This window comes from Alkalimarinus coralli, assembly GCF_023650515.1.
GTDB lineage: Bacteria > Pseudomonadota > Gammaproteobacteria > Pseudomonadales > Oleiphilaceae > Alkalimarinus > Alkalimarinus coralli.
Window position 1 is genome coordinate 4,332,202 of the sequence record NZ_CP096016.1, and the last position, 19,775, is coordinate 4,351,976.

Annotated in this window: 26 protein-coding genes; 12 read left to right on the forward strand and 14 right to left on the reverse strand. The window is 46.6% G+C overall.

Annotated elements, in window-relative coordinates; all coding sequences use genetic code 11:
* Positions 1–217: 217 nt before the first annotated feature.
* Both MY523_RS19530 and MY523_RS19535 read right to left on the reverse strand, forming a co-directional pair.
* Entirely contained in the window at positions 218–583 is a 366-nt protein-coding gene (locus MY523_RS19530) for a type II toxin-antitoxin system RelE/ParE family toxin (RefSeq protein ID WP_250656353.1), read from the reverse strand.
* 4 nt (positions 584–587) lie between these two features.
* The gene (locus MY523_RS19535) at positions 588–854 is read right to left on the reverse strand and encodes a ribbon-helix-helix domain-containing protein (RefSeq protein ID WP_250656354.1); all 267 of its coding nucleotides are present in this window, start codon (positions 852–854) and stop codon (positions 588–590) included.
* Between the two features lie 133 nt (positions 855–987).
* Here MY523_RS19535 and tnpA point away from each other — a divergent pair, with 133 nt between their 5' ends.
* Positions 988–1,170, forward strand: coding sequence for an IS66 family insertion sequence element accessory protein TnpA (gene tnpA, locus MY523_RS19540; protein ID WP_250656355.1), 183 nt, complete (start codon positions 988–990; stop codon positions 1,168–1,170).
* Positions 1,171–1,396: 226 nt separating this feature from the next.
* Here tnpA and MY523_RS19545 read toward each other — a convergent pair whose 3' ends face one another.
* Both MY523_RS19545 and yefM read right to left on the reverse strand, forming a co-directional pair.
* Positions 1,397–1,654 carry a Txe/YoeB family addiction module toxin gene (locus tag MY523_RS19545; RefSeq protein WP_250656356.1) on the reverse strand — a complete coding sequence of 86 codons (258 nt, stop codon included), beginning with the start codon at positions 1,652–1,654 and terminating at the stop codon, positions 1,397–1,399.
* Positions 1,651–1,902, reverse strand: a complete 252-nt coding sequence (gene yefM, locus MY523_RS19550; RefSeq protein WP_250656357.1) for a YoeB-YefM toxin-antitoxin system antitoxin YefM — start codon at positions 1,900–1,902, stop codon at positions 1,651–1,653. The genes MY523_RS19545 and yefM overlap by 4 nt, the downstream gene beginning before the upstream one ends.
* A gap of 485 nt (positions 1,903–2,387) precedes the next feature.
* On the opposite strand from yefM, the gene MY523_RS19555 reads away from it, so the two are divergent.
* From MY523_RS19555 to MY523_RS19570, 4 genes are all read left to right on the forward strand, one after another.
* Positions 2,388–2,654, forward strand: coding sequence for a CopG family ribbon-helix-helix protein (locus tag MY523_RS19555; protein ID WP_250656358.1), 267 nt, complete (start codon positions 2,388–2,390; stop codon positions 2,652–2,654).
* On the forward strand, positions 2,651–2,938 hold the full coding sequence (locus MY523_RS19560; protein ID WP_250656359.1) for a type II toxin-antitoxin system RelE/ParE family toxin: 288 nt from the start codon (positions 2,651–2,653) through the stop codon (positions 2,936–2,938). Before MY523_RS19555 ends, MY523_RS19560 begins: the two co-directional genes overlap by 4 nt.
* A 77-nt stretch (positions 2,939–3,015) precedes the next feature.
* A complete protein-coding gene (locus MY523_RS19565; protein ID WP_250656360.1) occupies positions 3,016–3,273 on the forward strand; it encodes an acyl carrier protein in 258 nt (85 codons plus the stop codon).
* Between the two features lie 64 nt (positions 3,274–3,337).
* Positions 3,338–3,478 carry a hypothetical protein gene (locus MY523_RS19570; RefSeq protein ID WP_250656361.1) on the forward strand — a complete coding sequence of 47 codons (141 nt, stop codon included), beginning with the start codon at positions 3,338–3,340 and terminating at the stop codon, positions 3,476–3,478.
* Between the two features lie 185 nt (positions 3,479–3,663).
* Here the strand turns inward: MY523_RS19570 and MY523_RS19575 are convergent, their stop codons facing one another.
* The 4 genes from MY523_RS19575 to MY523_RS19590 form a co-directional block, all read right to left on the reverse strand.
* Positions 3,664–4,437 (reverse strand): amino acid ABC transporter ATP-binding protein, encoded by a 774-nt coding sequence (locus MY523_RS19575; protein WP_440201516.1) that lies wholly within the window; start codon positions 4,435–4,437, stop codon positions 3,664–3,666.
* A 9-nt stretch (positions 4,438–4,446) separates the two neighbouring features.
* Positions 4,447–5,553: an amino acid ABC transporter permease gene (locus tag MY523_RS19580; RefSeq protein WP_250656362.1), complete on the reverse strand. Its 1,107-nt coding sequence runs from the start codon at positions 5,551–5,553 to the stop codon at positions 4,447–4,449.
* Between the two features lie 10 nt (positions 5,554–5,563).
* A complete protein-coding gene (locus MY523_RS19585; protein ID WP_250656363.1) occupies positions 5,564–6,775 on the reverse strand; it encodes an amino acid ABC transporter permease in 1,212 nt (403 codons plus the stop codon).
* A gap of 81 nt (positions 6,776–6,856) precedes the next feature.
* Positions 6,857–7,879, reverse strand: a complete 1,023-nt coding sequence (locus MY523_RS19590) for an amino acid ABC transporter substrate-binding protein (RefSeq protein ID WP_250656364.1) — start codon at positions 7,877–7,879, stop codon at positions 6,857–6,859.
* A gap of 243 nt (positions 7,880–8,122) precedes the next feature.
* On the opposite strand from MY523_RS19590, the gene MY523_RS19595 reads away from it, so the two are divergent.
* The 6 genes from MY523_RS19595 to MY523_RS19620 all read left to right on the forward strand — a co-directional run bounded on the left by MY523_RS19595 (position 8,123) and on the right by MY523_RS19620 (position 11,855).
* Positions 8,123–8,740, forward strand: coding sequence for a GNAT family N-acetyltransferase (locus MY523_RS19595; protein ID WP_250656365.1), 618 nt, complete (start codon positions 8,123–8,125; stop codon positions 8,738–8,740).
* Complete coding sequence (locus MY523_RS19600; protein ID WP_250656366.1) at positions 8,733–9,416, forward strand: tRNA-uridine aminocarboxypropyltransferase; 684 nt, start codon at positions 8,733–8,735, stop codon at positions 9,414–9,416. The genes MY523_RS19595 and MY523_RS19600 overlap by 8 nt, the downstream gene beginning before the upstream one ends.
* Positions 9,403–10,359: an NADP-dependent oxidoreductase gene (locus tag MY523_RS19605; protein WP_250656367.1), complete on the forward strand. Its 957-nt coding sequence runs from the start codon at positions 9,403–9,405 to the stop codon at positions 10,357–10,359. Before MY523_RS19600 ends, MY523_RS19605 begins: the two co-directional genes overlap by 14 nt.
* A 41-nt stretch (positions 10,360–10,400) precedes the next feature.
* Positions 10,401–10,811 carry a CBS domain-containing protein gene (locus tag MY523_RS19610; protein WP_250656368.1) on the forward strand — a complete coding sequence of 137 codons (411 nt, stop codon included), beginning with the start codon at positions 10,401–10,403 and terminating at the stop codon, positions 10,809–10,811.
* A gap of 189 nt (positions 10,812–11,000) precedes the next feature.
* The gene (locus tag MY523_RS19615) at positions 11,001–11,474 is read left to right on the forward strand and encodes an aminoacyl-tRNA deacylase (protein ID WP_250656369.1); all 474 of its coding nucleotides are present in this window, start codon (positions 11,001–11,003) and stop codon (positions 11,472–11,474) included.
* Between the two features lie 57 nt (positions 11,475–11,531).
* On the forward strand, positions 11,532–11,855 hold the full coding sequence (locus MY523_RS19620; RefSeq protein WP_250656370.1) for a hypothetical protein: 324 nt from the start codon (positions 11,532–11,534) through the stop codon (positions 11,853–11,855).
* 1 nt (position 11,856) lies between these two features.
* On the opposite strand, the gene MY523_RS19625 is transcribed toward MY523_RS19620, so the two are convergent.
* The 5 genes from MY523_RS19625 to tcdA form a co-directional block, all read right to left on the reverse strand.
* Positions 11,857–12,207, reverse strand: coding sequence for a type II toxin-antitoxin system ChpB family toxin (locus tag MY523_RS19625; protein ID WP_250656371.1), 351 nt, complete (start codon positions 12,205–12,207; stop codon positions 11,857–11,859).
* The gene (locus MY523_RS19630) at positions 12,201–12,458 is read right to left on the reverse strand and encodes an AbrB/MazE/SpoVT family DNA-binding domain-containing protein (protein ID WP_250656372.1); all 258 of its coding nucleotides are present in this window, start codon (positions 12,456–12,458) and stop codon (positions 12,201–12,203) included. Before MY523_RS19630 ends, MY523_RS19625 begins: the two co-directional genes overlap by 7 nt.
* A 415-nt stretch (positions 12,459–12,873) precedes the next feature.
* Positions 12,874–13,548 carry a hypothetical protein gene (locus MY523_RS19635; protein WP_250656373.1) on the reverse strand — a complete coding sequence of 225 codons (675 nt, stop codon included), beginning with the start codon at positions 13,546–13,548 and terminating at the stop codon, positions 12,874–12,876.
* Positions 13,549–13,702: 154 nt separating this feature from the next.
* Positions 13,703–15,535, reverse strand: coding sequence for a cation:proton antiporter (locus MY523_RS19640; protein WP_256470507.1), 1,833 nt, complete (start codon positions 15,533–15,535; stop codon positions 13,703–13,705).
* A 111-nt stretch (positions 15,536–15,646) separates the two neighbouring features.
* A complete protein-coding gene (gene tcdA, locus MY523_RS19645; RefSeq protein WP_250656375.1) occupies positions 15,647–16,426 on the reverse strand; it encodes a tRNA cyclic N6-threonylcarbamoyladenosine(37) synthase TcdA in 780 nt (259 codons plus the stop codon).
* Positions 16,427–16,660: 234 nt separating this feature from the next.
* Between tcdA and MY523_RS19650 the strand changes: the two genes are divergently transcribed.
* Positions 16,661–17,239 carry an NUDIX hydrolase gene (locus MY523_RS19650; protein ID WP_250656376.1) on the forward strand — a complete coding sequence of 193 codons (579 nt, stop codon included), beginning with the start codon at positions 16,661–16,663 and terminating at the stop codon, positions 17,237–17,239.
* Positions 17,240–17,419: 180 nt separating this feature from the next.
* Here MY523_RS19650 and MY523_RS19655 read toward each other — a convergent pair whose 3' ends face one another.
* Entirely contained in the window at positions 17,420–19,243 is a 1,824-nt protein-coding gene (locus MY523_RS19655; RefSeq protein ID WP_250656377.1) for an acyl-CoA dehydrogenase C-terminal domain-containing protein, read from the reverse strand.
* Between the last annotated feature and the right edge of the window lie 532 nt (positions 19,244–19,775).

Genomic DNA, 19,775 nt, shown 5'->3' on the forward strand with positions numbered 1-19,775 from the left:
AGACTCCTTACCCCAAGATCAAATAGTATTATTGTGCAGTAGGAATAATAGGGTAGTTGTAACGGAATGCATAAGTAAACTGAGTAATTAGTTGTACTGTTTGGTGTTTTTTGAAAACAGTCAGGGTGAAGCGCCCGAGCCCTCAACAGTCATTCCCGCGAAGGCGGGAATCCATTCAGCTCCGAAATTTCAAGCTTAACTTATAGCCTAAAGGTGATTAGGGTAGTTTTATATCGCCTATCTTTTTGAGCTCACGTTCAATGATGAAACGGTTTTCCCCAAGAATTGAAGGTACATCCCTTGATTGCCGAATTAACGCAACAATAATTATTTTCTGCTTTTTAAATGGGAGATAAATGATGTAGTGTTCGCGAACTGGCCAAATAAGTAGTTGGTCACTATTGGTAAGATTAGAGCTTTCAGCGAGTGAAAAGTGATTCTTTGCAATGCTCTCGGCACCTTCATGTAAATCTTTAAAGTATTGCTGTGTTACCGACTTACCCCAACGCTTTAGAGACCAATCTCGTGCTAAGCGGAAATCCGACTCGGCAGTTTTGGTCAACACATAAGAACGTTTTGGCATGAGTCTAGTTTTCGTCCAAAATATCTAAGATAGAGCTATCTGAGAACCTACCTTCTTTTATATCCTCAACGCCGTTTAGAACGTGTGAAACAACGCCTTGATTCGCCATATCTTTACGTATTAAATCACGAAGATACTCGCTTGGCGTAGCGTATAATCCATTATCCCCTGCACGGTGATCCACGAACATTCGCAGTTCGTCTGTTAAAGAAAGGTTAAGACTGCTTGCCACAACAATACCCTCATGCCAGTTAACTATAAACGGTTTCATTATGGCATATATTGGCGGATATCGACAATTGAGTATAAAGCAGAATTAAAGCGTAACCGCTCAAATCAAGACGTAATTTCCACCCGCCTCGCAACAAGGTAAAGTTCTCCTCATCACATCGGAGGAGAATCGAATGAGAAAGCAATCTCATATACGTATGAACGAAAGCCAATGGCAGACAGTATTGGCTGACTTTCAACAAAGCGGCCTGACGCAAAAACAATACTGTAAACAGAACCATATAGCACACAGTACGTTTTCCAAGTGGAAGGCGCAACTGACCTTGAGAAATCTCAGAAAATTGCCCAAACGATAATGCTTTGGCTTATTCCTTATGTCGGGGCCGTAGGCATATACGTATTTCATAAAAGTAACGACAATCCTGCAAGCTCTAAAGGGCCTTTGGGCGGAGGTGCCAATGATAGTATTGGTGCTGCTGACACTGGAGGAGGGCACTAATGTCTTATAACCAACTATATTCTGGCTCTGGCTTCGCTAACCCACGAGTTCGAGGCCAGCACTCTCGCGGGGAATTATATTTTCTATGTGTAATGGTAGCGTAACTGTGCGATAAGGATCGTGCCTTCTGTGTATTTATAAACGATCCTATGTTCATCGTTAATGCGGCGAGACCAGTAGCCAGCTAATCCATGTTTTAAAGGCTCAGGTTTACCTATTCCTTCGTAAGGCTCTCGTTTTATATCTTTAATCAATTGGTTAATGCGCTTTAGGATCTTTTTGTCTGTAGTTTGCCAATAAAGGTACTGATCCCAAGCTGCAGAAGAGAAAGTCACTTTCATTCAAGTAGCTCTCTCTCGGTGCCTTTGCCAGACTCTAGCTCAGCAATTGATTCTAATAATTGTCTCGCATTTGCTGGAGAGCGCAGCAAGTACGTTGTTTCTTCCATTGCTTGATAATCTTCAAGTGACATCATTACTACTGGTGATTCACTTTTACGGGTTATGATTATCGGGGCATGATCATTGCAAACTTTCTCCATGGTACTTGAAAGGTTTGCTCTAGCATGTGTGTAGCTTATAGCGTCCATGATAACTCCAAAATGTGCATGTACGTAAAAATGTACTTAAGACTATATCAACATATAGTCAGGCGTTCAACACGGACTTTTACAGGGTATAAACCTGTAATTTTTTGCCTAGAACTAACGTCCTCAATTTCGTTAAATAGCGGGTTACCAATCAAGGTTGTTCACAGCGATTTTAGTACTCATAAGACTCATGACAGCACATGTGCAGTCATTATCGACGTGGGGTAATTGGGTCGTTCAAACTATAGTTAACCGAACGCTGTCGGTGACCGCATTGTAGTCAGCTGCACTAATCTCTGGTAGCCCTTATAGAGCCTAGGCTGCTCTTTCGATGTGTTACCAATAACCTCTTTCAGCAAATCTTCTTGTCGAGCTAGAGGGCTGGTCGACATATTAGTGGCACCCCGATTACGAGCTTAATTTGTCCCCTAAGCTCTCTCTGTACTAAAATGTATTACATACGAATACATTCAGAGGAGAGTGCTATGGGGGTTACAAGTGTTCGTCTTAATTCAGAAGTCGAAGCTCCATTAGAAAATTTGGCGAACAAATTAGATAGATCAAAAAACTACATTATAAATCAGGCTGTTAAAGAATATATCCAACGACAGTCTATGGAGGATTCTCGCTGGGAGGATACGCTCGAAGCGCTTAATTCAGTTAAAGCAGGCAGAACTGTCGATGGTGCTGAAGCTGCGTCGTGGCTCGAAAGCTGGGGAACAGAAAATGAGCTATCGCCACCAAAAGTATGAAAATTCAATATGCACCAGAGGCAATAGAAGATTTAGTCCGGCTAAGAGAGTTTATTGAGGTCAACAACCCTTATGCGGCAAAGCGGGTTGCATCAAATATTCTGGCGGGTATTGAAAAACTTAAAGTGTTCCCAAAAATAGGTTTGCTTGTTCAGTGCGCGCCAGACCCAGAGAAAATCAGAGATTTGTTCGTTTCAAATTACACTGTAAGGTATCTGGTCGGTAAAGATACAATCTATATTCTTCGAGTCTGGCATGGCAAGGAAATTGAAAAAGACTTGTAACAAAGCGTTCAACGGGGCTGGTCTTAAGTTCGCGTGGTTAACGCGCTTTATATGTAAGTGAGTCATAAAGTATGGGAATGGATACTGTTGAGATTGTACTGTGGGCTGAAGAAGAGTTTGGCGTTCCAATGCCTGACGAAGAAGTGGGTAGAATTTATACAGTTGGTGAGTTTGCTAAGTACATCGCAGAGAAAGTTAACTCTGTCAAAGGAGGCTCAACCACCTTTCAAGACACACTGCTAAAAGTCATAGACATATTGGTAAAGGAATATGGCGTTGATAGGGATAGAATAAATACTTCTAGCAAGTTTGTTCAGGATCTCAACCTTTCATAAATCATACATTGGAGGACAGCACTCTCGTGGGGAGTCATTGTGTCTAAACGTAAATAGATCAGCAATGAGCGAAAATTGGACTGAAGAGGAGTTAAAGGCTGCGGTTGAATCCCATGTTGATATGCATGCCAAGGAAACCGATGGAACCCTATTCGCCAACAAGCAGTATGGCAACGGTAACTCTCCCACTTTTAACCGAAGCTAAAGACAGCAGTTATGCCGCCATTAACAGTGGCATGCCTCCCGATATGGATCTAAAGCTTACCAATTGTACGTTAAGCTCTTTGATCAAATATGGATACCGCTTTCGCGGCAATACCTATAAGTGGGCGCAAACATAAACCCTGTTACCTCGGTAATAAAGGTTTATGCTCGGTTAAGCTTTAGTGCTTAGTGCTGCAAAATCTGACTTAAAAACAGTTGTAGCCGGTCGGTTTCAGGGTGATCGAAGAATTCATGAGGGGTGTTCTGCTCCACGATCTCACCGCCATCCATAAAAATAACCCTGTCAGCGACTTTTTTTGCAAAGCCCATTTCATGGGTTACGCATATCATGGTCATGCCTTCTTCGGCGAGTTCGACCATGACATCGAGTACTTCTTTAATCATCTCGGGGTCGAGTGCAGAGGTAGGCTCATCAAACAGTATAATTTCGGGGGCCATGCAGAGTGAGCGGGCGATGGCGACACGTTGCTGCTGCCCGCCTGACAAGTGGCCAGGAAACTTATGCGCCTGATCGGGTATTTTTACCCGCTCCAGATACTTCATCGCAATGGCTTCGGCTTCTTCTTTCGACTTTTTTTGAACCCATATTGGCCCCAGTGTGAGATTGTCTAAAATACTTAAATGAGGGAATAGGTTAAAGTGCTGAAACACCATGCCTACTTCGCGTCGAATTGCTTCGATATTTTTTACATCATCGATCATTTCAACGTCGTTCACGGTCAGTGAGCCCCGTTGAAACTGCTCCAAACGGTTAATGCAACGAATCATCGTTGACTTTCCCGAGCCGGAAGGGCCGCAGACAACTATTCGCTCGCCTTTTTTAACGGTCAGGTTGATATCTTTCAGAACATGAAAATCGCCATACCACTTGTTCATGTCTTTAATGACAATGATATCTCTGTCATCACTATTCTCAATTGTTTGGTTATCTGCACTCATGATAAACCCTTATTTTTTATGACTGGTATCTAGTTTCTTTTCAATGGATTTGGCGAGTAGCGACATGCTGAAACAACATGCCCAGAATACAAACCCGACAAATAAATAGCCTTCAATGGCATGCCCACCTAACCAGTTTGAGTTGCTCAGTGCAGACATAATGACTTGCAGCATCTCAGGCACCGCGATGACCAATAAAAACACGGTATTCTTAAATACCATGACAAAGGTCGCCAGAATATTGGGCATTGAGACCTTGATAACTTGGGGGAAGATAATTAACAGTATCTTTTGCCAATAACCTAAACCAATAGAGTCGGCTGCTTCATATTGGCCATTGGGTATCGCCTGAAAGCCACTTCTAAAAACCTCTGCCATGTACGCAGACATAAACAGGATAAGAATAATCCAGACGCGCAGCAGCTTATCAACGCTGACGTCAGCCGGGAAAAACAGCGGCAACATGACTGAGCCCATAAAGAACAGCGCCAGGATAGGTGTGCCACGGAAGAACTCGATACAGGTTACACTCACTGAGCGTGCAAAGGGCATTTCAGAGCGTCGCCCCAAGGCCCATAAAAAACCGAATGGGAACGCAATAATTATGCTGGCGGCGGCCAATAGAACATTCAACGAGAACCCACCCCACAGGTTTGTGGGCACAGGCGTCAAACCGATCATGTCGCCGTCTAATAACATAATGCAGATGAAAGGGAGTAGCAGAAATGCGGGGACAGAGACCTTATTACGCAGGCGGTCTGGCAATAGAAATGATAGTGCGATGACTCCAGCAAGCAGAAACAGGCATAGGTTGACCCGCCATATCTCTTCATCGGGGTAGCTGCCATAGAATATCTGCTGCGACCATGCGCTGATAAATACCCAGCAGGCGCCGTCTTTTACGCAGTCGTCCTGTGTGGCTCCTGTCCAGTTGGCCGAAATAAATAGCCAATCGATCATATCGGGTAGCACGGCCATTAATGAGGCGACAATAATGATGGTTGCTGCAATATTAAAGGCCGACGAAAAAAGATTATCTCTTAACCATGCAATAGGGCCTGAAGTGGTAATCGGCGCTGGCTGGTCTGGTAATGGTTTAAACTCTTTTACTGTCATACCTCCCTCCTTAGCGCGAGCTTAGTTCAGTGCGTTTATTAAAATGATTCATTATCACTGAGATAACCATATTAATGATGAAATAGATCGCTAATGTCATGAACATAATCTCTATCGCTTGCCCGACTTGGTTCAATGCAGAGCCCGCAAAAACGGTAAATAATTCGGGGTAGCCAATCGCGGTGGCAATCGTGGTATTTTTGACCAGGCTCTGATACTCGCTGTTCAGCATCGGGGTGATAACCCGCATTGACTGAGGCACGATAATCAGCGACATGATCTTGCTCTCTTTCAGGCCAATGCTTCTTGCGGCTTCTGTTTGGCCCTTGGGAACCGATTGAATACCCGCTCTGACCGCTTCTGCGATGAATGCACCGGTATAGACCGATAGAGCAATGGCGAGGGAAATTAACTCAGGAATAACAGAAACTCCGCCCCTAAAATTAAACCCTCTAAGAGCAGGGTAATCCAGGTGAAAAGGGATGCCTGTGACCAATAATACGAGCAGGGGCAAACCAAACAGTATACCTAGGCTCGTCCATAAAACGGGAAACTGCTCGCCGGTTAAGTCCTGGCGTTTCTTCGCCCAGCGTTTAATAACAAAGACGGCAATAATGGCAATAACGATGGCGCCATATACGAATTCCGAACCACTATCCCCAACCAGCATCGGGAAATAGAGCCCCGTTACATTCAAAAAAATCGCGTCGCCTAAACTGAGGCTTTCTCTGGCAATAGGTAATGCGTTGAAAACGGTATACCAAAAAATGACCTGTAAAATAACGGGAATGTTGCGGAAAATCTCAACGTAAACAATCGCGATTTGTTTGATTAGCCAATTGTGAGAGAAGTAGGCAATGCCAAAAATAAATCCTAGAATGGTTGAGAATATGATGCCAATGGCCGAGACTAAAATGGTATTCAGGATACCGATAATAAAAAGTTGAGAATAACTGTCTGTTGTCTCGTAGGGAATTAATGACATGAGTACGTCAAAACCCGCCGATGTATTCAGAAAACTAAACCCGCTTTTAATCCCCTGGGCGGACATATTGTCCAGGGTGTTAGAAATAATGCTGTAAAAAAAACCGATTAGAAATACAAATAAAGCAGTTTGATAAATCCAGCCGCGATATTTGGGGTTGTTGTAAAATGCCGTCGCGCCAGCACCGCTAGGACGTGTCTCAAGTTTTATCTGTTCAGCTGTTTTTTTTGCAAACATAAAAACGTCTTTTGAGTATCAGAAGAGAGTAAGGATGATAAAAAAGGGCGGTGTGCCGCCCTTTTTATCTTTCAGCAAAAATTAACGCATTGCCGGGGAGTACAAAATTCCACCTTTGTTCCATTGTGCGTTAAGGCCGCGAGCAATTTTCAAAGGCGAGCCTTCGCCAACATTGCGATCAAAAGACTCTGAGTAATTGCCCACCTGCTTGATCACCTGATAAGCCCAGTCAGCGGATAAGCCGAGTTTCTCGCCCAAGTCACCTTCTGTCCCCAATAAGCGTTTTTGCCCTGGGTTTCCTTTACTCTTTAAGTCATCAGCGTTTTTAGACGTAACGCCTTGGTATTCGCCTTCAATAGAGGCATTGACCACCCATTTAACGATATTGAACCACTCATCGTCATTTTGACGAACCACAGGGCCTAATGGCTCTTTGGAAATGACTTCTGGCAGTACCAAGGCACCATCAGGATTCTTTAGGCCTATACGCAGTGCATACAGCTGAGACTGATCAGAAACCAGGAAGTCGCAACGGCCTGATTCAAAGCCCGCACGAGTCTGATCTGAAGTATCAAACGTAATAGCCTTGTACTTCATGTTGTTTTCACGGAAGTAATCGGAAATAGCCAGCTCGGTCGATGTACCTGCCTGAATACAGGCATTGGCCCCATCCAGCTCTTTAGCTGACTTAACGCCAAGTTTTTTGCTGACCATAAAGCCAGCCCCATCGTAATAGATGACACCAGCAAAGTTTAAGCCGAGTGATGTGTCTCGCGTATGGGTCCAGGTGGTGTTTCGGGAAAGAATATCAATCTCACCGGATTGCAGTGCGGTAAAGCGCTCTTTAGCGGTTAGCGGCTTGTATTGGACTTTACTGGCATCACCCAGTACTGCTGCAGCTACACCACGGCAGACGTCAACATCGAGCCCACTCCACTGACCTTTTTCATCTTTCTGAGAAAATCCCGCCAGTCCAACACTCACACCACAACTGAGTACCCCTTTCTTTTTGACCGACTCCAGTGTTGTACCGGCTACACTCGCCTGCGCAGAAAAAATCAGCCCGGTAGCGGCCAATGTTATTGCTATATTTTTTATTTTCATTTCCATAACCCTATTTTTTGTATTATTGATCCCGAAAGTTAACACGGTGATATCCGAGGTTGGCACATCACTAAACTACACAACTAAGTGATGATGGAGCCCGTTTTACCCCATTAAGTAACACTTCACCGTATAGACTGTGAACATAGTTAACATTAGCATTTAATATGCCATTTGCATTTTTTTGCGACACACCATCCCAATCGTTAAGTGGGCTGCCTGCAAAGTGAATGGGGACGAGATGTGTTTGGTCATCTTATTGATTTACGGCAGGACTTAAGTCCGATATTCTGGGTGTGTGCTATACAGGAACCTGATTGGGCACGTTATCAAGGAAAACCCAGGGGCGCTGAAAAGGCCCCACGGCAGCGCTATTGTGAAAACCGGTCTATGTTAAAAACCACTTATGAGCAACTGGCTCCCGTCGCCTATCCGCTAGTCAATCGATTCTATAAGCAGGCGCGTGAGAAAGGAAAAACTCAGGGTTCAGATGAAGTCTATGTTGCCAGAGTTGAGTCTGAAATTATTGCTGCAGTGAGGATATGTCCTGTTCACGAAGGTGGTCAAAGTACGGGAACAACCCCAAAAAAATTGTTGCTAAGAAGCTTGGCTGTGTTACCTGACTATCGCCGCACTGGAGTCGGTAGCCAATTTATGGATTATGTGGTTACGCAACTTGGGGCACGTGAGTGCTGGTGTTATCCCTTTTCTTGGCTGCAAGGGTTTTATGAGCAGTCCGGCTTTGAGTTCGTTGCGCCTGAATATGCACCCGAATCTATTCGGGGGCCGTTCGAGAACTATCGTCGTCAGGGGCGGGATATCCTGATTATGGTTAGAAGGGCCGTGGTTGCTGATGACTGAGCCAAATACTCATGGCTGTCAGAATTGCAGACTTCCTGACATAGCCTGTATCTGTCAATATACGCCCAAGATAACAGCGGGGGTTGAGTTTTGCCTGTTAACCCATGAAACTGAGTACCGAAAGCCAACCAACACTGGCAGGCTCATTGCCGACTGCCTTGAATCAACCAAATTGTATACGTGGTCTCGTACTGAAATAGCGGCAGGCCTGAAGCAGGAGCTGGCAAACCCAGATGTTCAGCATTGGTTGGTGTTTCCCGCAGGGGATGCCGGGCAACAACACAGAGTGAAGCCCTTCGAAATTCCTTCAAGCGGCTTTGGGCATGGAAAAGAAAAGCGGCCTGTTTTTATTCTGCTGGACGCAACCTGGCAGCAAGCCGCAAAAATGTTTCGTAAAAGCCCCTATTTGAATGCGTTGCCTATACTGTCATTGAACCCCAAGCGCATATCGCACTATCATCTTAGACGGGCCTCTGACCCACATCATCTATGCACTGTAGAGGTTGCCGTTGAGTTACTGAATTTGGTTGGAGATAAGCGCAGTGCACAACAACTGGATGACTATTTTCATGTGTTTAGCCAACACTATCTGGCAGCAAGAAGTGGGCACGGCGTGAAGACTGAGAGCGAGCAAATGAGACGTTTAAAAAAGGAACATCATCATGAAGTCAATTGAATACACCCGTTTTGGTGAGCCTGAAGTATTGAGTCTGGTTGAGCGGGACACACCAGAACCGAAAGCCAATGAGGTTCGCGTTAAGGTGACTGCGGCCGGGTTAAACCCTATTGATTACAAAACCCGAAAAGGTTTGGGGTTTGTGGCGGGTCAGATTGAACCTCAATTCAATGATGGGGTTGGCTGGGTACCGGGCTATGATGTTGCCGGTCTTGTTGATGCAGTGGGCGATGACTGCAGCGAGTGGAAGGTGGGTGATCGCGTTATGGGCATGATTGGCTTCCCGTTGCAGGGAGGTGGATATGCGGAATATGCTGTCACCACAGCAGAGCTGCTGTGCAAAGCACCCGATAATATAGACCTTGCCTCTGCGGCGGGCGTACCATTAGCGGCACTGACGGCTTGGCAGGCGTTGTTCGAGGTAGGGGCTGTTAAAGAGGGTGATAAAGTGCTGATCCACGCAGCCGCTGGCGGGGTTGGGCACTTTGCGGTGCAATTTGCTAAAGCCCGTGGTGCCTATGTGATTGCCACGGCATCCAGCCGGAACCATGATTTTTTACATGAGATCGGCGTTGATGAAGCCATCGACTATACCAAAACAGACTTTGTTGACGCCTGTTACGGCCTGGATTTTGTGCTCGATACCATGGGCGGAGATGTCGGTCACTGGTCGCTGGGCGTGTTAGCCTCAGGCGGGCAGTTGGTTACGGTGCCCACGGTTACCGCCGAACAGATTATTAAAGAAGGGCGTAAACGGGGTATTAAAACCGCAGGGTTAACAGTTCACCCGGATCAGGAAGGGCTTGCAGCCATCGCAGAATTAATTGAAACTGACGACGTATCTATCCATATTGATAAAAGGTTCCCACTAGTTGATGCAAAAAAAGCACATACTGAGCTGGAAACAGGGCATGTTCGTGGTAAATTGTTGTTGACCATGTAGATAAGAGAATATCAACGTTTATAAAAATGAGGGACGCTCAAATGCAGTCACTAAAAGTCAGGGATTACATGACAAGCAATGTTTTAACGCTAAAAGCAGAAGACAGTGTTATTGATGCGTTGCGTAAGCTGATCAAGGCTGGCCGGTCAGGTGCGCCAGTGGTCGATGATAAAGGACACATTGTTGGTTTGTTGTCTGAGATAGATTGTCTTAAAGAGACGCTAATGGGCGGCTATCACCAACAAGCAGGAGATAGTGTTGCCGACCATATGACCACAGAGATCGACTCGGTTAATGCCGATGACAATATACTTGCGACCGCAGACCTGTTTATAAAAGGGCGACGAAGACTACCTGTGCTGGAAAATGGCAAGTTGACGGGCATTATTACCCGGTGTGACTTTGGCAAGGCACTGCTTGATAGCATCGATCACCCGCACCATGGGTCGTAACCCCTCTTTGTGAACCCTTGGCGGTTAATGGTTATATCAATACTCCATTAACCGGTGAGCTGATACGTTTAAACAGTCTAATGACTGAGCCTGAAAAGGAAACTTAGCTGCTAGTATAGTAGGTATAGCTGCTGAGCTTAGAGTGCTCTTATTATAAAAAAGCAGCATTGAGTTTCCTGGAGGTGTTCCATGGCCGTAGCCGCCGCTGTATTTGATTACTTACGATACAAAGACATTCATTACGATGTTGTTCCCCATCACCCTACCAGCTCAACTGCAGAAAGCGCATTGGCGGCGGTTGTTCCGCTGTTTGATGTGATTAACGCATTTATCTTAAGAGAGGGGCAAAACAGGCTGATGGCTATTATCCCCGCTAATAAAACGCTAGATATCAACCGCGTTAACCAGCTAACTAATGCCCATTACCAACTAGATAGTGAAAGCGATATTGAACGTCTGTTTGATGACTGTGTGCAAGGCGCGGTTCCAGCATTAGGGCAGGCTTATGATTTACCTGTCATCTGGGACGATGAGCTAGGGGAGAAAGACGATATCTACTTCGAGGCGGGTGATCACTGCGAACTGATACACCTGAATCAGCAGCAGTTTTTATCGATTATGAAAAACTGGCCTCACGGAGAGATTTCTAACCATAGGCAATAGCCTTTACAGCAGTGAAACGTCTTACTAAGGGGGTGCTGGGCTGTTGGGTAAATGAAAATGAATACGGAAGTGTATGCTGACTGGAAAGAATTCAGTGAACCCATGCTGGTTGGTACTTTGCGATCATCTGTCACAAAGAATAAAGAACACTTTAGTTTTAGCTACGATCAGGCGTGGCTGACATCCCCGTTTGCGCAAAAAATTGATCCTGATTTGAACCTGTTTTCGGGTGAACAGCACAGTGCAGACTCAAATAACTTTAGAGTTTTCCTGGATTCCTGTCCTGACCGATGGGGACGATTCAGATCTCGGCTACTTGGTCAGAGAACTCCTGCTACACTTCTTGCGTCAGTTCTTTCATCAGATCTTTTCCGCTGTTAGTTTATTCGATGATGGCCGCAAGTCGGGCCAATACATCGTCCACGATCTCTTGGGGGGCGACCTCAACCTTTTTTGCTTGCCGGCCTTCCAGATCCAGCATTCGTACTGCATTCACCAGCATAACGCCTTGAGTCTCTGTACCGGAGCCAATTAGCGGAACTGCAAAGCCCTTCACTCTGGCGAAATCACCGCCTTGCGTAATCGGGGCAACCAACGCCGTACCCAAGCGATTAAACGCTGCTGGAGACAACACCATACAGGGCCTGAAATTGCCTTGCATTTCACGGCCTACCACGGGGTTGAGTGAGACTTTCACGATATCGCCTCGATCAAACTGCTTACGCCTTACCAAACCTCTTTCCCCGTCGGTTGCATGTCATTCCATTCCTCCAGTTCTTTGGGTAGAGGGGCTTTTTCATCGCACTGGGCCATAAGCTCTGTCAGGCTGTATTTAGGCTTTTCATTGCGAGGCTCGATCACAATACGCTTGCCGTCTTCCGACACCTCAATTACATCGCCTTCTGACAAGTTCAATTTCTTAAGGACTGTCGCTGGCAGTATGGCACCTGCGCTATTCCCAATCTTTCGAATTGTAGTTCTCATCGTTTAATCTCGTTATAACAATGTTTTAACACAATGCAAGTATGGCATAGCCTTTATGGGGTTGCAACTATGTTATAACATTCATTTAAAATGCTTCAGCCGCAATACGCCCCATGTTGACTGGATCGCTTGTAAGCAGCTTCGTAGTCGTTTCTAGTGACTTATTGCCTGAATGTGCGCCACGTCATAGCCTTTTCGTTTAAGCTCAACAGAAGAGCTAATAACAGACCCAGGTTAAGGCTTTCACAAAACAAGGAAAAGAATACTGATAAAAGTATCAATGATTTGTGGCATTCAAGGTCAGATGACTTGCTGCCGGATGGTTAGTGGTTGGTCACTATAGTTATCACTATCTCGTAAATTGGTAAGTATAGTGACCAATACTGCGTGGGTGATCTCTTCTTGTCTCGACTACCTAGGCAATCGTATCAATAATAGACCCGGACTCTAGACCTAGACCTGTCTCAGGGTTTCGAGCGCTCTGAGTTTCGTTAGTCGTTTGCGTCGCGTCTACTTCATCATTTTCAGGTTGGTTGGTGTTTGAAGCTTGTGAACGATCTGTATTTTCTACCGGTTGGTTCTGTGTTGGTGTTGCTGCGATAGTTTGGCTATCTAACGCATCAGGCGTTTCGGTAATCCCTGCACTTGCTTCTTGCGGTTGAGCTGCCTGAGGGTTATTTGCGGTTAGCTGTTCGCTGGTCTGGTTGGAGGTTTGATTGTTGGTGCTTTCGGTTCGGCTTTGTTGAACATCAGTTGCACCCTCGTCCGCTGGACGAGCCGCGTTTGCATTTATACTGCTTTGCTGGAGCTGCTGTTCGACCGCATTAACGACTTGCTCTCGTGTTACTGTGGTATTTTCCTGAGTGTCGTTTTCATTGGCTGAGACGGATATATCAAGCCTGGCGGAAATACTCTCTTCGGGAGGGATATCAGAGGGTTGTTGATTGATCGCACGGTCTGGCTGAGGGGCTGTGGTTGCTCGCAATTGCTGGTTTGTTTCCTGACTTTCAGCTTCCCGCTGTTGGTTTACCCCATTGTTGTTCACGATGGGACGAGCAATCGATAAAGACGCACCTGATATGTCAGCCATTACAGAACTCCCAGATAATAGTCTACCCAGAGCCCACTATAACTTAGATTGTACAAAAAATGTACTTTTATGTGTGTTGTTTTGTGATGAATCCGTTATATCAAGTGACTATTTATAACGGATTAATTGGTACCTGAAGCCACGCTATGAGCAATTATTTTGCTGGTTTGTCGGCAATATGGTTCTGATCTTTTTCAGGGTCAGGTCTGATGATGCTTATGATCTCGTAACCTTCTTCAGCTTTAATTTCCCTATCGGCAACCACGGGTATTAGCTTGCCTTGAGGTGTGATCACAAACAGAATCAATAAACGGCTACCGTGCTGTGCCCGATAATCCTGCAGGGTGAACTCGGACGTGATTTGCGTGGTACGAATACTTGCCCCTTGACTAAGCTGGCTGGCGAGCATGGCATACGTGACCTTTTCACCAAATAGTGTTCGGGTCTCTTTGAATTTCTCGGATGACTGGTGGCTGGCACGTTGGTCAGCCTGACCGTCAGAGAGTCCAAAGACATGCCCCTTTGAAAACAGATCCAGATAATGGAACGTGGCCAGCGTGTTGAGCTGTCGATACGGCGAAATAGCGAGTACGTTGCTAATGCCGGTGAGGTCCATATGATTTTCGGCATGCTCAGACACCGGGTTGCCAAAATAGACGGGCAGGTTTTCCATTCTAGCGAGACGGATGTTTTCGTAGCTGGTATCGCTGAGCATCACCGGAATACCACGCTTGCGCAGTACTGAGGCAATCGCGCGCGAGACCTGATTAGCACCAATAAACAAAAAGCCACTGCTGTCAGGTTCGGAGACTTTTAACCACTTGGCGATAGGTGATGCAGTCAGGCTTTGTAAGATAACGGTGGTGATAATGACCAGAAATACAAGTGGCACCAGAATGGCTGCATCGGTGTAGCCCTGGTTTTCGAGCTGAAAGGCGAACAGCGCAGAGACGGCAGCAGCTACGATACCCCGAGGTGAAATCCAACTGAGGAAGGCTTTTTCCTGCCAGCTAAGTGTCGTGCCTTTCGCTGATAGCCAAACCCCCAGCGGACGAGCAACAAAAATAAGCGCCAGAATGACCCAGGCAGGCCCCCAGCCCAACTGAACAATCGCGCTGAATTCAATACGCGCTGCGAGAATAATAAACAGGCCTGAAATTAACAGAACACTGAGCGACTCTTTAAACTCCAGAATGTCATCGACCGGTACGCCTCGCATATTGGCCATCCAAATCCCCATAACGGTGACGGTCAATAGCCCGGATTCATGCTGTAACGTGTTTGATAGGGCATATACCCCCAGCATAAAGGTTAGAGAGCCTGCATTTTGCAGAAATTGAGGAAGCCAGTGCTGGCGCAATGCCAGCCCCAGCAGCCAGCCTGCAACCCCGCCAAGAGAGATGCCGAGAATCAGTGTTGAGCTGAATGTCCAGAGTGTGTGCCCCAAGGCACCTGACTTGCCCGATACGATAAACTCGAACACCAGTACGGCTAACAGCGCCCCGATCGGGTCGATGACGATGCCTTCCCATTTTAATATATTCGCGATATTTGCATTGGGGCGAACCACCCGCAGTAGCGGCATAATAACCGTTGGGCCGCTGACAACCACGATGGCTCCAAACAGTGTTGCAACTTCCCACGAGAGCCCAAGTGCCAAGCGGCTGACAAGGGTTGCAATAAGCCAGGTGACCAGCATGCCGATACTGAGCAGCCCTCTGACCATACGGCCATGTTCTTTAAGCTCTTTGAACTTAAGCGTCAGACTGCCTTCGAACAGAATAACGGCTACCGAGAGCGATATAATGGGGAATAGCAGTTCGTTAAATAGTGCATCAGGGTCAAGCCAGTCAAATACTGGCCCCATCAGTATTCCCCCTAATAACAACAAAAGAATGGCTGGGAGTTTCATCCTCCAGGCCATCCATTGGCAGAAAAGTGAGATGACGCCGATGCTTGCGAGTAGTAAAAGAGTATTTTCAGTCATGAAAGAGGGGGGCTTCGCTTATATTTAGTGAATGTAGCTATTCTGAATGCGCTAACTAACATTAATCGGTGAGTGCCAGCTTGTCCAGGTATCGGGCGGCTTAAGTTAGTATTAGCTTTTCGCCAGCTTATTCAGCACTCTGGAAGCCGCAAATAAACCAAAGGTTGCAGTTACACAAGTTGATGCACCAAATCCCGTGGCGCAGTCGAGTTTTACCGGCCCGTCGCTTGACGGTTTTTGATGGCAGACTTGTCCTTCATCACCGGGGTAGACTAACTGCTCCGTTGAGTAAACGCACTCAACACCAAATTTACGTTTTGCGTTGCGAGAGAAGTTGTAGTTCCTGCGTAGCAGGTTGCGCACCTTGGCAAGCAAGGGGTCTTGGATGGTGCGGCTGAGGTCGGCGATTTGAATCTGCGAGGGGTCAATTTGCCCTCCCGCGCCCCCTGAGCTGACAATGCGGATTTTGTTGCGCTTGCAGTAGGCGATAATCGCCGCTTTTGCCTTTACGCTGTCTGTTGCTTCAATGATGTAGTCAAACTGGTTGTCGAGAAGCGTGTGGAGGTTTTTCTCGGTAACAAAGCTCATAACCGCTTGGCACTCTACAGTGGGGTTAATCGCTCTAATGCGGTCTGCCATGGCATCAACCTTCAAACGGCCAATCTCACCGTCTAATGCATGGATTTGCCGGTTGACGTTGGAGACACAGATATCATCCATATCAAACAGAGTGATCTTGCCAATGGCGGAACGAGCAAGCGCCTCCGCAGCCCAGGAACCCACACCGCCTATACCGATGACTCCAACATGCGCTTGTCTCAGTTTCTCTACGGCATCAAGACCATATAGGCGCTGTGTTCCACCAAAACGGTGGGAAAAATCATCGGACATCGGTAAGTCTTCTCTGGAAGTGTCTGCTGCTCTATGTTGTTTGAGGCTCCATGTCTATTCTGAATCCACGGTTACGCGGAGGCGGGAATCCGATTCCCTGAACCATATGAAACAAGTGAATCCACGCCCTTGCGAGGATGACAGCAAATAGTTAAATAGAAACGCTATTATACCTGTGTTTGTGCCGATACCAACCACTGTGTTTCGTGTGGCTAAATATGCTAACGTTAATATATGAAAAGCTTAAACGAACTAGAACAAACCCTGCGGCAACGAAGAGCCAGAACACGCATGTTAAGGCGTTTTATGACCCGTTCGTCTGTTGCAACGGTATTGCGTGACCATGCCGGGGAGCTTCAGGTATTACTGATCAAAAGAGCCCATCGGGAAGGGGATCGTTGGTCGGGGCATATTGCGTTCCCCGGGGGTAGAGAGCAGCAGGAAGACAAAAATATTCGCGAGACCGCTATTCGAGAGACCTCAGAAGAGATAGGCCTGGGGTTATCGGTTGATAGCTACATTGGCAGAATGTCTGATGTGATGACATTTGCTCATGGTACTCGAAGGCCTATGGTGGTATCGCCTTATGCCTTTAAGCTGGAGGGTGACCCTTCGTTCACCATCAACCATGAAGTGGATCAGGTCATTTGGCTACCGGTTTCATTTTTGGCTGACAAGCGCAATCGAGAATCCATGGTGTGGGAAAAGAAAGGAATGTCGGTTCAGCTCCCATGCTATTATTACGGCGAGCATCGAATTTGGGGGCTGACCCTGAAAATGCTTGATGAGTTAGTCTTTGACCTGCTGCTATAACGTGAGGCTGCTAGTAGAGCAGGTTTTTGCGTCTATCTATTATTGGTGGTCTGCCATAATTTACTCTCATCGCTCAGTCTGGCGTTTTTTGGCAGGTCTACCCCCTACCACCATTTTGGGTGATAGGGAGGTAAGGCGTTGGGCCTTGACTATGGCATGTATTAAGGCCCGGGCTTGAACTCAGGCAAATGCAAAATGCTCATCTTCTATCTGCATCAGATTCTTTGAGCCAGACATCATGGCGGCATAGTGTGTTTTTGTCCTCGGCAATATCCGCGCAAAATAGAATTCAGCGGTTTGAATTTTTGCGCGGTAAAAGTCCTTGTCGTCCTCTGCTCCGTTGGCCAGCTGTTCATAGGCTTTTTCTGCCATCATTGCCCAGAAGTAACCCATCACGATGTAGCCTGAGTACATCAGAAAGTCGACCGAGGCAGAACCGACTTCATCCTTGTTTCTCATGGCATTAAAAACAAGCCGTAACGCGACATAGTTCCATTGGCGGTTCAACCAGGTCAGTTCGCTGATCATGTCTTTCATCTTTCCGCGTTTCTTGCCGCTGACAAACGATGATTTTCCTTTACAGTATTGGCTCAGCTCTTTACTGAAGCGGCGGAATGCGGCCCCTTTGTCCAGCAGTATCTTTCTCCCCAACAGGTCAAGCGCCTGAATGCCAGTAGTGCCTTCATAGAGCATAGATATTCGTGTATCACGGACAATCTGCTCCATACCCCACTCTTTAATGTATCCATGGCCACCAAATACCTGCATGCCGAGGTTTGCTGCTTCATAACCGGTCTCAGTTAAAAAGGCTTTGATAATGGGGGTCAAAAAGCCCAAGTCGTCATCGGCCCGGTCATGGGCCTTTTCGTCACTGCTGTCGATCAAGAAGTCTGCTTTATGGGCTGCGTAATAGATCATGGCGCGGCCGCCTTCTGCAAACGCTTTCTGAGTGAGCAACATGCGACGCACGTCAGGGTGCACAATAATTGGGTCGGCAATTTTGTCGGGGGCTTTTTTGCCGCTTAGCGAACGCATCGAGAGACGGTCTTTGGCATAAGCCAGTGCGCCCTGAAATGAGAGTTCTGCCGCTGCACAGCCTTGCAACCCGGTGCCAATACGGGCGGTATTCATAAAGGTGAACATACACTCCAGGCCCTTATTGGGTGGCCCAATCAAAAAACCTTTGGCGCCATCAAAATTCATGACGCAGGTCGAAGAGCCCTTGATGCCCATTTTATCTTCCAATGAACCGACGTTCACATTGTTAAACTCCCCGGTATTACCCTGAGCATCAGGGAGGAACTTGGGAACGATAAAGAGCGATATTCCTCTGGTTCCCTTTGGTGCATCGGGCAAGCGTGCAAGTACGATGTGCACAATATTGTCGGTTAAATCATGGTCACCGGCAGAGATAAATATTTTGGTTCCAGTAATGGTGTAAGAGCCATCTTCATTGGCGTCAGCTTTGGTTTTAACTTGCCCTAAATCTGTACCACACTGGGGCTCAGTCAAGCACATGCTGCCAGTCCAGGCACCTTCCGTTAACTTGGTCAGGTAAATTTGTTTCTGCTCTTCGCTGCCGTGCAGGTAGACTGTGTTCATTGCGCCCATGCTCAAGCCTGGGTACATTCCCCACGACCAGTTGGCGGTACTGATCATCTCTGATTTAAGCACCCCTAAAGAAAGAGGTAACCCTTGCCCGCCATACTCGACAGGGTGAGACATTCCCTGCCATCCTCCGGCCACAAACTGGTCGTATGCAGCCTTGAACCCGGTAGGTGTGATGACTTGCCCATCCACCAGTTTACAGCCTTCTTTATCCCCCACCTGATTTAATGGAGATAGTACTTCCTCACTGAACTTGGCACTCTCTTCCAGAATGGCGTCAACCATATCAGGAGTCGCTTCCTCACCCGCTGGAATATTTTTGTAGTGTTCTTGTGTTTGCAGTAATTCGTTAAATACGAATTTCATATCACGTAAAGGGGTTTTGTATTCTGGCATTGTTTGCTCTCCTACTGCCTTTGAGCGAGCAACCCGCTCATGCTACCTGGTTTACTCACTGCGCTACGCCTTTGGCGGCTTTGGATAAGCCTGTGTCACTGGCGACAAGTGTAGAAAGGTGGTGATTAGACGTGACTCAACCGGTTTCCACAGTGCCGATTGTCCTTGATTCAATCATAGAGTAATTGGCAGAGGGGTCTTAAATCATTGCGAATTGGGTCAATTTGGAGACTGTAGGGTCAAAAACAGCTAGCCGTGGGGACTTTTGAGGGAGGCGGGTGGTATTGGGAGGGCGCAACATTAAATTTCAGGCATAAAAAAAGGCTGCCAATGGCAGCCTTAAAGCAAGGTAAGTATTTACCCTCTTGCGAGAGTAAAAACGGACTAGTTCAGAGACACTAATCAACGAGGACTATTGTGCCTATTTGCCAATGGTTACTGAAGGTCAATTTATGACAATAAATCGGTCATAAAGGGACATTGTCAAACGATCAATAATAGAATGGTGGATTTCAGCGAGAAATATGAGAGT

What these genes read in the sequence shown, in the direction of transcription:
- MY523_RS19555 (WP_250656358.1), top strand. Translation starts at nt 2,388, where the DNA reads ATGGGGGTTACAAGTGTTCGTCTTAATTCAGAAGTCGAAGCTCCATTA.
- MY523_RS19615 (WP_250656369.1), top strand. Translation starts at nt 11,001, where the DNA reads ATGGCCGTAGCCGCCGCTGTATTTGATTACTTACGATACAAAGACATT.
- MY523_RS19585 (WP_250656363.1), bottom strand. Translation starts at nt 6,775, where the DNA reads ATGTTTGCAAAAAAAACAGCTGAACAGATAAAACTTGAGACACGTCCT.
- MY523_RS19620 (WP_250656370.1), top strand. Translation starts at nt 11,532, where the DNA reads ATGAATACGGAAGTGTATGCTGACTGGAAAGAATTCAGTGAACCCATG.
- tnpA (WP_250656355.1), top strand. Translation starts at nt 988, where the DNA reads ATGAGAAAGCAATCTCATATACGTATGAACGAAAGCCAATGGCAGACA.
- MY523_RS19610 (WP_250656368.1), top strand. Translation starts at nt 10,401, where the DNA reads ATGCAGTCACTAAAAGTCAGGGATTACATGACAAGCAATGTTTTAACG.
- MY523_RS19590 (WP_250656364.1), bottom strand. Translation starts at nt 7,879, where the DNA reads ATGAAAATAAAAAATATAGCAATAACATTGGCCGCTACCGGGCTGATT.
- MY523_RS19580 (WP_250656362.1), bottom strand. Translation starts at nt 5,553, where the DNA reads ATGACAGTAAAAGAGTTTAAACCATTACCAGACCAGCCAGCGCCGATT.
- MY523_RS19635 (WP_250656373.1), bottom strand. Translation starts at nt 13,548, where the DNA reads ATGGCTGACATATCAGGTGCGTCTTTATCGATTGCTCGTCCCATCGTG.
- yefM (WP_250656357.1), bottom strand. Translation starts at nt 1,902, where the DNA reads ATGGACGCTATAAGCTACACACATGCTAGAGCAAACCTTTCAAGTACC.
- MY523_RS19565 (WP_250656360.1), top strand. Translation starts at nt 3,016, where the DNA reads ATGGATACTGTTGAGATTGTACTGTGGGCTGAAGAAGAGTTTGGCGTT.
- MY523_RS19535 (WP_250656354.1), bottom strand. Translation starts at nt 854, where the DNA reads ATGAAACCGTTTATAGTTAACTGGCATGAGGGTATTGTTGTGGCAAGC.
- MY523_RS19600 (WP_250656366.1), top strand. Translation starts at nt 8,733, where the DNA reads ATGACTGAGCCAAATACTCATGGCTGTCAGAATTGCAGACTTCCTGAC.
- MY523_RS19560 (WP_250656359.1), top strand. Translation starts at nt 2,651, where the DNA reads ATGAAAATTCAATATGCACCAGAGGCAATAGAAGATTTAGTCCGGCTA.
- tcdA (WP_250656375.1), bottom strand. Translation starts at nt 16,426, where the DNA reads ATGTCCGATGATTTTTCCCACCGTTTTGGTGGAACACAGCGCCTATAT.
- MY523_RS19630 (WP_250656372.1), bottom strand. Translation starts at nt 12,458, where the DNA reads ATGAGAACTACAATTCGAAAGATTGGGAATAGCGCAGGTGCCATACTG.
- MY523_RS19575 (WP_440201516.1), bottom strand. Translation starts at nt 4,437, where the DNA reads ATGAGTGCAGATAACCAAACAATTGAGAATAGTGATGACAGAGATATC.
- MY523_RS19655 (WP_250656377.1), bottom strand. Translation starts at nt 19,243, where the DNA reads ATGCCAGAATACAAAACCCCTTTACGTGATATGAAATTCGTATTTAAC.
- MY523_RS19605 (WP_250656367.1), top strand. Translation starts at nt 9,403, where the DNA reads ATGAAGTCAATTGAATACACCCGTTTTGGTGAGCCTGAAGTATTGAGT.
- MY523_RS19545 (WP_250656356.1), bottom strand. Translation starts at nt 1,654, where the DNA reads ATGAAAGTGACTTTCTCTTCTGCAGCTTGGGATCAGTACCTTTATTGG.
- MY523_RS19650 (WP_250656376.1), top strand. Translation starts at nt 16,661, where the DNA reads ATGAAAAGCTTAAACGAACTAGAACAAACCCTGCGGCAACGAAGAGCC.
- MY523_RS19570 (WP_250656361.1), top strand. Translation starts at nt 3,338, where the DNA reads ATGAGCGAAAATTGGACTGAAGAGGAGTTAAAGGCTGCGGTTGAATCC.
- MY523_RS19530 (WP_250656353.1), bottom strand. Translation starts at nt 583, where the DNA reads ATGCCAAAACGTTCTTATGTGTTGACCAAAACTGCCGAGTCGGATTTC.
- MY523_RS19640 (WP_256470507.1), bottom strand. Translation starts at nt 15,535, where the DNA reads ATGACTGAAAATACTCTTTTACTACTCGCAAGCATCGGCGTCATCTCA.